Here is an 8,100-nt window from a genome sequence, read left to right as displayed (position 1 = left end):
ATGCTTCAGGCAGTTATAGCTCAAATGGTCAAAWTTTTTTGGTTTAGGTAGGGTGCGCTGTGCGCACCTTTTATAAGTTTTCCATTAAAAATCAATGAAAAAGGTGCGCACAGCGCACCCTACGACAACACAAGATTCCGAAAACTTGACAGTTCAGAGTTGTTTTTACAATCATGCTAGGGTACGCAATGCGTACCCTAAATAAATGCCTACATGACGCTTTGTGCATCGGTCTAAATTTATAGCGCTGCACGTTCAGCGTTTAACAGCTCAATAACAGGTTGCGTATCAGGGCGCACACCACGCCAGATAAAAAACGCTTCAGCCGCTTGTTCGACTAACATGCCTAAACCATCCAAGCTATGACGGGCACCGTGTTCATGTCCCCATTGCACAAACGGGGTAGCTTGATTGGCATACGCTAAATCATAGCAAACCCCATTTGTTGCTAACACCGAATCAGGTAAAGCAGGCAAGTCTTGGCTTAAACTGGCTGAGGTTGCATTAATAATTAAGTCAAAGGCTTGATTAGTTAACTGCTCCAAACCACAGGCGGCTAGCGTACCCTCTGTTTTAAAGTCATCGGCTAATTGCATGGCTTTAGCTACCGTGCGATTAGCGATGACCAATTGCTTAGGTTGTTCAGCCAGAATAGGCGCAACAATGCCACGCGTAGCACCGCCTGCACCTAATATCAAAACATTAAGCCCTGATAACTGAAGGTGATGATTATCCTTTAAATCGGTAATCAGCCCTACACCATCGGTGTTATCGCCAAAAATCTTGCCATCGGTATGTACACTTAAGGTGTTTACCGCTTTGCTTAACCGGGCACGCTCGCTGGTGTATTCGGCATAAGCCCAGGCCAATTCCTTAAGCGGCACGGTGCAATTCAAGCCTTTACCGCCGTTAGCAAAAAAATCCGCTACCACGGCGCGGAACTCTTCAGGTGCGACTTCTTCCGCGCTATAGCTTAAGTGTTGTCCGGTTTGCTCGGCAAATAAACGGTGGATGCGTGGGGATTTACTATGCATAATGGGTTGACCCAGTACTGCATAGCTATCTAACTGACTCATAACTGAACTCGCTGCTTATTTTTCAAGACTTCAACAATAAAGACGACAACAATTAAAATAATCGTGTTTAAGATGCTAATCCATAAAAAATTGGGACTATAAGGAATGATAATAGCCAGAATGGCTAAGTAAAAACCAATTAAACTAAAACGCCAACCTAAGCGCAGCCCTTCAAGCATCGTCGCCAGCGCCATGAGTAATAAGACATTCACACAGGCTTGTTCGGGCGATAAATGCCCTGTTTTGACTAACACGAATACAGCGCCTAACGTCACTAATAACATTAGCCAATGCGTGCTTTGTAATAGCGCAGTTTTTTTAAAGTCAGTTTGACCGCTTAACACGCCTTGTCGCCAACCGATAAATATCGCGCAAAGCGGAAAAAATACCGCTAGCGCTAGCCAATAATGAAAGCTATTTTGTGGCGAAAAATGCGTAATGCTGACTCCGATTAACGCCAGTATCAGTAATAAGGCTAGCGCGGCTTCTTCAAGTCGTGCAAAAGCTTGGTTTGTTGTTATATTTATTTCTGACATGCTTCACTCCCCCTCATAACTTTAAAGTGGTTAATTTTTGGCTACACACTTAAGATGGGACATGGCGTTTAGAGCGACAGAAAATTGCTCCTCGGCAATAGCTCCTGCATTGCTCTACCTCCTGCGTCCTGCGGTCTGAATGACCTGTCCCGTCTTAAGTTGGTAGCCTAATTTTTTATTTTTTCAACCTGTCTTCTCTAAACCATTGTGCAACAGTTTTAGCAAAATAGGTTAACACCGCATCGCTACCTGCTCGCTTAAAAGCCAATAACGACTCTAACACTACTGCTTTTTCATCAAGCCAGCCGTTTTGGGCGGCGGCTTTAATCATGGCATACTCACCGCTTACTTGATAAGCGAAAGTTGGAACGCCAAAATCTTGTTTAACGCGTTGAATAATATCCAAATACGGCATACCTGGCTTGACCATAACCATATCCGCGCCTTCTTGTAAATCCAGCTCCACTTCGCGTAAAGCCTCATTGCTATTACCAGGATCCATTTGATAACTTTTTTTTTATCGGCCTTACCTAAATTACCGGACGAGCCAACGGCATCGCGGAATGGGCCATAGAATGCCGATGCATATTTGGCTGAATACGCCAAAATTAACGTGTTAATAAAACCTTGCTGCTCAAGCGCTTGTCGAATAGCCCCGATACGCCCATCCATCATATCTGACGGCGCAACAATATCTGCACCGGCTTCAGCATGACATAATGTTTGCTTCACTAACACCTCGACAGTTTCATCGTTTAACACATAACCGGCGTCATTGATTAAACCATCTTGACCATGTGAGGTATAAGGGTCTAACGCAACATCGGTGATAATCCCTAAGTTAGGCACGGCTTGTTTTAATGCTTTAACCGCGCGCGGGACTAAACCCTCTGGGTTATAGGCTTCTTCGGCGTTAGCGGTTTTTTTATCGCCAGCAATCACGGGGAATAACGCAATAGCTGGAATGCCTAGCTCGTTGATTTCATGGGCTTCTTTTAACAATAAATCCAAGCTAAACCTCGAGATACCCGGCATAGACGGAATCGCGTGTTGTAGGTTTTCACCTTCAGTCACAAACATTGGGTAAATCAAATCGTCTACGGTAACAACGTGTTCCCGCATTAAGCGCCTAGAGAAGTCGTGGTAACGCATTCTGCGCATACGAGTGGGGATTGAGAGGTGTTTGATGTTATGATAAGTCATTGGGTTACGGCTCATGGTTGCGTTGAAGGCCAGCGCATACTACGCCGACATTGACAAAACTTATACCTCGCCCAATTTGAGAACTGTAGTTGTATCCCTGACGGAATGACGGGTATACAACATTATGGGTTTCTGATTAGACGCGGTTTAACAATAAAATCGTTTCATTTTAGAGGAATTTATGAATAGAAAGTACTTTATATTATTCATGCTGACGGCGATATTAGGACTCATCACGCCATTAAGCACGGTTAACGCAGAAAACTTACAGCCACCACAATTAGCGATTCAACACGCATCTGACCAACTACAAACGCGCTTACAAGATAAATCCTTTACCAAAGATTTTGCCAAGATTACCGAATACGTCCAACAAGTGATTTATCCGCACACGGATTTCGACAGAATTTCGGCCTTAGTATTAGGCAAGCTATGGAAAAGCGCGACCCTAGACGAGCGCGAACGTTTCAAAAAAGAATTTCAAACCTTATTAGTCAGAACCTATTCACGCGCATTTGTCGAATTTAAAGAATGGACGGTACGGTTCTTACCATTAGAAATGGAAGCTAATGCAGCTAAAGTCATTGTTAAAACCCAAGTCTTGCAACCTGGTATACAACCGATAGCGGTCGATTATCGCATGGCATTAACTGACGGCGAATGGAAAGCTTACGATATTTTGATTGAAGGCGTGAGTTTGGTAACGAATTATCGCTCAACGTTTAGCAACGAAGTGCAAACCAAAGGCTCGTTGAATGCCGTTATCGACGGTTTAGCCAAGCGCAATGCGGAAGCATTAGCCGCAAAACCGAGTAATCATTCTTAATAATTAACCTAGGATTGTTAAAAAGCGAGTGACTGAATACCCGCAATTATCTGAAAGCCTAATCACCGCAGGTCTAACTGATTGGGCGAACTGGCTACCTGAAGCTTGGCCTAAAGTCTGGTCAGCGCAAAAACACGGTCAGTTACCAACCTGGTTGGCTCATGTCAATGCCATTCCTGAACAAGCTACCCCGTATCGCCGATTAGACCAAGATACTGTTACTATTGGCCAAGAAAGTGAACTTGACCCTATCACCTATCAGCGTCTATTAACCGCATTAACAGCGTTAAAGCCTTGGCGTAAAGGGCCTTATCAATTATATGGCATTACTATTGATACAGAATGGCGTTCGGATTGGAAATGGACGCGCGTTAGCCCCCATATTTCATCGCTAAAAAATCGGCTAGTTCTCGATGTGGGCTGCGGTAATGGCTATCATTGTTGGCGCATGTTAGGGGCGGGTGCGAGATGTGTATTAGGCATTGAACCGTTTATGTTAAATGTTGTGCAGTTTACCGCGATAAAAAGGCTGTATGGCGCTGCGCTTGTGCATTTACTACCGTTTACGCTAGAAGAACTGCCGGTTGCAAGCCAAGCCTTTGATACCGTGTTTTCTATGGGGGTGTTATACCATCGCCGCTCACCCATTGAGCATTTACTAATGCTTAAAGAACATTTAAGACCTGGGGGCGAATTAGTGCTAGAAACATTAGTGATTGATGGTAATGCACAAACGGTTTTAATGCCAGAAGGTCGCTATGCCAATATGCGTAATGTTTGGTTTATTCCAAGCTGTGCTACGTTAATGCTCTGGCTGAAACGGTGTGGTTTTAGTGATTGCCGACTTGTTGATGTAACCGTGACTAGCTTAGATGAGCAACGTAGCACCGCATGGATGCCTAGCCAATCCTTACCAGATTTTTTAAATCCAAACGATTTAAGCGTAACCATAGAAGGTTTGCCAGCGCCTAAACGGGCTATTGTTATCGCGAATCGAACGTAAAAATGCTGACTCAACGATATTATGGGACGATACGATCAAGTAAAACCTAGACGCGGTGGTCGTTATTCAGGCCGCAACGATAAAACTGCTCATCAAGGCGTTAAAGTTAGTTTAATCACGACACTGGCTTTAATGTTGCTTTCTGCGGCGGCGGGTTATTACGCCCGCGAGATATTCACGTTTGTCCAACACCATGCTGCGTTGCCGATTAAGCTATTAACACTGCCAAGCCAGACACCCTCTGAGGACACGACAACACCGGCAGTGGTGCCGCAAAGCAACAGCGACGATGACAGTGCTATTCAACCGTTAGGCACTGTTGATACGCCTGTGCTGTTACCTGAGCTAAACAGTAGCGACAGCACTATCAAAGAAGCGACTGTTGCTTTATCCCCTGGTTTAGCGCCTTGGTTAAACCAGCCAGAATTAATAAAAACCACCGTAGCAATTATCAATGACTTCTCGCAAGGCCAGCGTAGCGCTAAACATCTACGCTTTTTAAAGCCTAGCAGTGCTTTTACCGTCGCACAGAATAACGAAGTGTTAGTCATTGCCGAATCGTCTTATCACCGCTACGACGCGTTAACCCAAGCAATTAACGCCATTGATGCCGACCAGTTTCTACAAACCTATAAAAAAGTTCAGGCCATTAGTCACACAAGCGTTAAATGAATTCGGCTACCCAGAAGAAAGTCGTTTTGAAGACAGTATTGCAAAAGCCGTCGCTGAAATTCTGGCTGCACCCATCCTAGACCACCCTCCAGCAGTTATCCTAGCCGGCCCGCGCTATAAATTCGCAGATGCCCAGCTAGAAGCGCTCAACCCTGTACATAAGCAAATGCTGCGTTTAGGCCCTGAAAACAGCCGAATTATTCAAAACAAAGCCCGGCTATTGCTAGAAACATTATCTAACGTTTACGAATAATGCGTTGGTTTGGGTCGTATACAAACCCGCTAAAATCAACTAAAATGCCCGCCTTCTCAAAGGGGTGTTAGCTCAGTTGGTAGAGCAGTGGACTCTTAATCCATAGGTCCAGGGTTCGAGTCCCTGACGCCCCACCAGTAAAATCAATGTCTTAAGTGATAATTTGAGTTTATTCTTTTGCCTCAAATAAAAATTGTCGCATTTTTGTCGCACTTCAAAAAAAACAGCCATAACAAACCGCAACAATTGCCGACATTTCAGACACAAAAAAACCGGCCTTATTGCCGGTTTAAAGTGCATTCTATGCGCAGCTAACGAATTTAATAATTCGTTTTTTTAAAATGATAATCCATCAGACTGAATACTCAACTTAATAAATCCTCTCAATCGTGGCTTTACTTTTAACTCCATATATTCACCTCAGATGAAAAGAATAAACATTTTAAATATTCTGAAAATTGCGATTTACAAGATATTTTTACCTTTTTTACTGTTATTTAGTACTAATAGCTTTGGTGAATCAAAAATAATTCTTACAGGCTCGTTTGTTGGTAGACAGATAATACTTAAATGGCAACCAGTTGCAGGAGCAATTCATTATGGTGTCTGTTATGCGACTGAACCAATTGATGATATTAGCAAATGTTTAGATTATTCAGGTGGAACATGGGACTACACTTTCAGTACCAATTATAAGACTAGCAATTTAAATTATGGAACAAATTATTTCTTCCGTGTTTTATCAGAAGAGAGCAATGGAGCTTATAAACAAGTTAGCAATCTTATAGAAATTACACCAATACCAATTGGCTCACTCAATGACACGGGGATAGTGAACTGTTTTGATATGGAAAATGTTAACTCGCCCTGCCCAGTTAATGATTACCCTAATCAAGATGCTGAATTTGGACGAGACAAACTTTATAACGATGAAAGTGATGGTAAAGCAGGCTTCTCTTACACAAAAATTGACCAATACGGAGTACCACTTTCAATTGATGCTAAAAATTACTCTTGTACTAAGGACAATGTTTCAGGGTTAATGTGGGAGAGAAAAGGTAGCATTCCTGATTTAAATCAAGACAGCTCGAATTATAGTTGGTTTAATCCTTCTAAATTTAAAAATGGCGGAAATCCGGGTTTGAAAATTAGTCATTTTGGTTGCAAGGAATTATCATTTTTGTAATACAAATGAGTATGTCAAAGCAATTAATAATAAAAGATTGTGTGGATATAATGATTGGCGAATACCAACACTACAGGAATTAGTTTCCTTAGTTAATTATGGCGATTATCTACCTGGACATGGTGTAACTACAAAGATTAGTCCATTGATGGGTACAAGTGGTTTAGTATCAAGCACTAACTGGTCATCTACTACTTATGCGGCTGATAGCAATTATGCTTGGGCAATAGACTTCGAAACAGGTAGAGTTCGTTACATGCTAAAAAAAACATCTGGTGCGATTATATTAGTTCGTGAGGATAAGTAGCTTTATATGAAGTTTTCTACATTTATTTTAGCGTGTTCTTTCATTTTCTATCCTATACCGAATTATAGTCAAACTTGTAATTTTAAAATGGTTGCTAGTACCCCAGATTCCAGATTTAGTTTAAGTGCTGATGGCTCAACTGTTACAGATAAAATAACTCGGTTAATGTGGACTCGTTGCGTTTTTGGAAAAGTATGGACAGGTAACAAATGCGAAGGTGAAGCAACAGTCTACACTTGGCAAGAAGCATTACAATCTACCTACGGAACAAGTTGGAGAATACCCAATATAAAAGAGTTGCTGTCTATAGTTGAAAGTCGCTGCTACAACCCAGCAATAAATTTAAAATTTTTCCCTGATATTTCAGATTTGCGATTTGTTTCTTCATCTCATCATGCATATTATATTGGAACGGTATGGAGTATAGACTTTGTTGATGGTCATGACGTTCTTAGTAGTGGTAGCAGCAGAATTTTTTTCTGTTAGATTTGTTAAGTCAATTCCTTAGGGATTATGAAATCACACCACTAATCTTCGATAACCACCCATAAACTATTATCGCAAGTTCGTTATCACTCAATTCATCAATCGAACGATTATTAAACATACGCGACATAGCAGCCGGGTCTAATGGTTCGCCAAAAGATAAGTTACCATCAATAACAGCCTGTAATTGCTCATCTGTTAACGGTGGGTAATTTTGTAATGTCTGAACGCTGGCGCGTTCGAGGTTAACCAGTCTGGTAAGGATACTGTTTTTCATTTACGTGCTGCCTCTAGCGCTTCAATACGCTGAATTAAGTCTGTTGTTTCAATAAGTTTAGCCTGAGTTCCTAAATTAGACAGCAACTGCCCGCCAATATCGGATGAAATATCCCCGCGAGCAATGCTGTCAATTACATATTGTCCGATAGTTGCCAAGGTGTCGTTATTTGCTATATCAAAAGTCACCGCTTCTGTTTGTGGCTTAAGCGGCGGACAAATTCTATCCAGCAAAACTTTACATGCTTGCACATCACCAGCTTTGGTTTGAGCTAA

Annotated in this window: 13 protein-coding genes and 1 tRNA gene; 8 read left to right on the top strand and 6 right to left on the bottom strand. The window is 42.1% G+C overall.

The window, feature by feature from the left end; translation table 11 throughout:
• Window positions 1-239: 239 nt before the first annotated feature.
• The 4 genes from aroE to hemB form a co-directional block, all read right to left on the bottom strand.
• On the bottom strand, window positions 240-1,076 hold the full coding sequence (gene aroE / locus VZ94_RS19660; RefSeq protein ID WP_045780529.1) for a shikimate dehydrogenase: 837 nt from the start codon (window positions 1,074-1,076) through the stop codon (window positions 240-242).
• Entirely contained in the window at window positions 1,073-1,612 is a 540-nt protein-coding gene (locus tag VZ94_RS19655) for a hypothetical protein (RefSeq protein ID WP_045780528.1), read from the bottom strand. Before VZ94_RS19655 ends, aroE begins: the two co-directional genes overlap by 4 nt.
• A 175-nt stretch (window positions 1,613-1,787) precedes the next feature.
• Complete coding sequence (locus VZ94_RS33510) at window positions 1,788-2,072, bottom strand: porphobilinogen synthase (protein ID WP_500684261.1); 285 nt, start codon at window positions 2,070-2,072, stop codon at window positions 1,788-1,790.
• The gene (gene hemB, locus VZ94_RS19650; protein WP_500684260.1) at window positions 1,958-2,830 is read right to left on the bottom strand and encodes a porphobilinogen synthase; all 873 of its coding nucleotides are present in this window, start codon (window positions 2,828-2,830) and stop codon (window positions 1,958-1,960) included. Before hemB ends, VZ94_RS33510 begins: the two co-directional genes overlap by 115 nt.
• Window positions 2,831-2,996: 166 nt before the next feature.
• Between hemB and VZ94_RS19645 the strand changes: the two genes are divergently transcribed.
• From VZ94_RS19645 to VZ94_RS24795, 8 genes are all read left to right on the top strand, one after another.
• Entirely contained in the window at window positions 2,997-3,641 is a 645-nt protein-coding gene (locus VZ94_RS19645; RefSeq protein ID WP_045780527.1) for an MlaC/ttg2D family ABC transporter substrate-binding protein, read from the top strand.
• A 28-nt stretch (window positions 3,642-3,669) separates the two neighbouring features.
• Entirely contained in the window at window positions 3,670-4,644 is a 975-nt protein-coding gene (cmoB, locus tag VZ94_RS19640) for a tRNA 5-methoxyuridine(34)/uridine 5-oxyacetic acid(34) synthase CmoB (protein ID WP_045780526.1), read from the top strand.
• A gap of 21 nt (window positions 4,645-4,665) precedes the next feature.
• Window positions 4,666-5,316 (top strand): DUF3014 domain-containing protein, encoded by a 651-nt coding sequence (locus tag VZ94_RS19635; RefSeq protein ID WP_045780525.1) that lies wholly within the window; start codon window positions 4,666-4,668, stop codon window positions 5,314-5,316.
• The gene (locus VZ94_RS19630; RefSeq protein WP_045780524.1) at window positions 5,252-5,569 is read left to right on the top strand and encodes a DUF3014 domain-containing protein; all 318 of its coding nucleotides are present in this window, start codon (window positions 5,252-5,254) and stop codon (window positions 5,567-5,569) included. The genes VZ94_RS19635 and VZ94_RS19630 overlap by 65 nt, the downstream gene beginning before the upstream one ends.
• 61 nt (window positions 5,570-5,630) lie before the next feature.
• Window positions 5,631-5,706 (top strand) — tRNA-Lys (locus VZ94_RS19625).
• A gap of 287 nt (window positions 5,707-5,993) precedes the next feature.
• Window positions 5,994-6,755, top strand: a complete 762-nt coding sequence (locus VZ94_RS19620; protein WP_045780523.1) for a fibronectin type III domain-containing protein — start codon at window positions 5,994-5,996, stop codon at window positions 6,753-6,755.
• The gene (locus VZ94_RS24800) at window positions 6,727-7,062 is read left to right on the top strand and encodes an Lcl C-terminal domain-containing protein (RefSeq protein ID WP_157844981.1); all 336 of its coding nucleotides are present in this window, start codon (window positions 6,727-6,729) and stop codon (window positions 7,060-7,062) included. The genes VZ94_RS19620 and VZ94_RS24800 overlap by 29 nt, the downstream gene beginning before the upstream one ends.
• A gap of 6 nt (window positions 7,063-7,068) precedes the next feature.
• Window positions 7,069-7,548: an Lcl C-terminal domain-containing protein gene (locus VZ94_RS24795; RefSeq protein ID WP_082081850.1), complete on the top strand. Its 480-nt coding sequence runs from the start codon at window positions 7,069-7,071 to the stop codon at window positions 7,546-7,548.
• A 25-nt stretch (window positions 7,549-7,573) separates the two neighbouring features.
• On the opposite strand, the gene VZ94_RS19615 is transcribed toward VZ94_RS24795, so the two are convergent.
• Together VZ94_RS19615 and VZ94_RS26190 are read right to left on the bottom strand one after the other, a co-directional pair.
• Entirely contained in the window at window positions 7,574-7,825 is a 252-nt protein-coding gene (locus tag VZ94_RS19615; protein ID WP_045780522.1) for a hypothetical protein, read from the bottom strand.
• Window positions 7,822-8,100: hypothetical protein (locus tag VZ94_RS26190; RefSeq protein WP_045780521.1), on the bottom strand; the 279-nt coding region annotated here is incomplete at its 5' end. The genes VZ94_RS19615 and VZ94_RS26190, both read right to left, overlap by 4 nt.

Origin of the sequence: Methylocucumis oryzae (assembly GCF_000963695.1) — a bacterium.
GTDB lineage: Bacteria > Pseudomonadota > Gammaproteobacteria > Methylococcales > Methylomonadaceae > Methylovulum > Methylovulum oryzae.
Note: the sequence above shows the minus strand (reverse complement) of the source record. Positions and strands in the feature narration are given on the sequence as shown.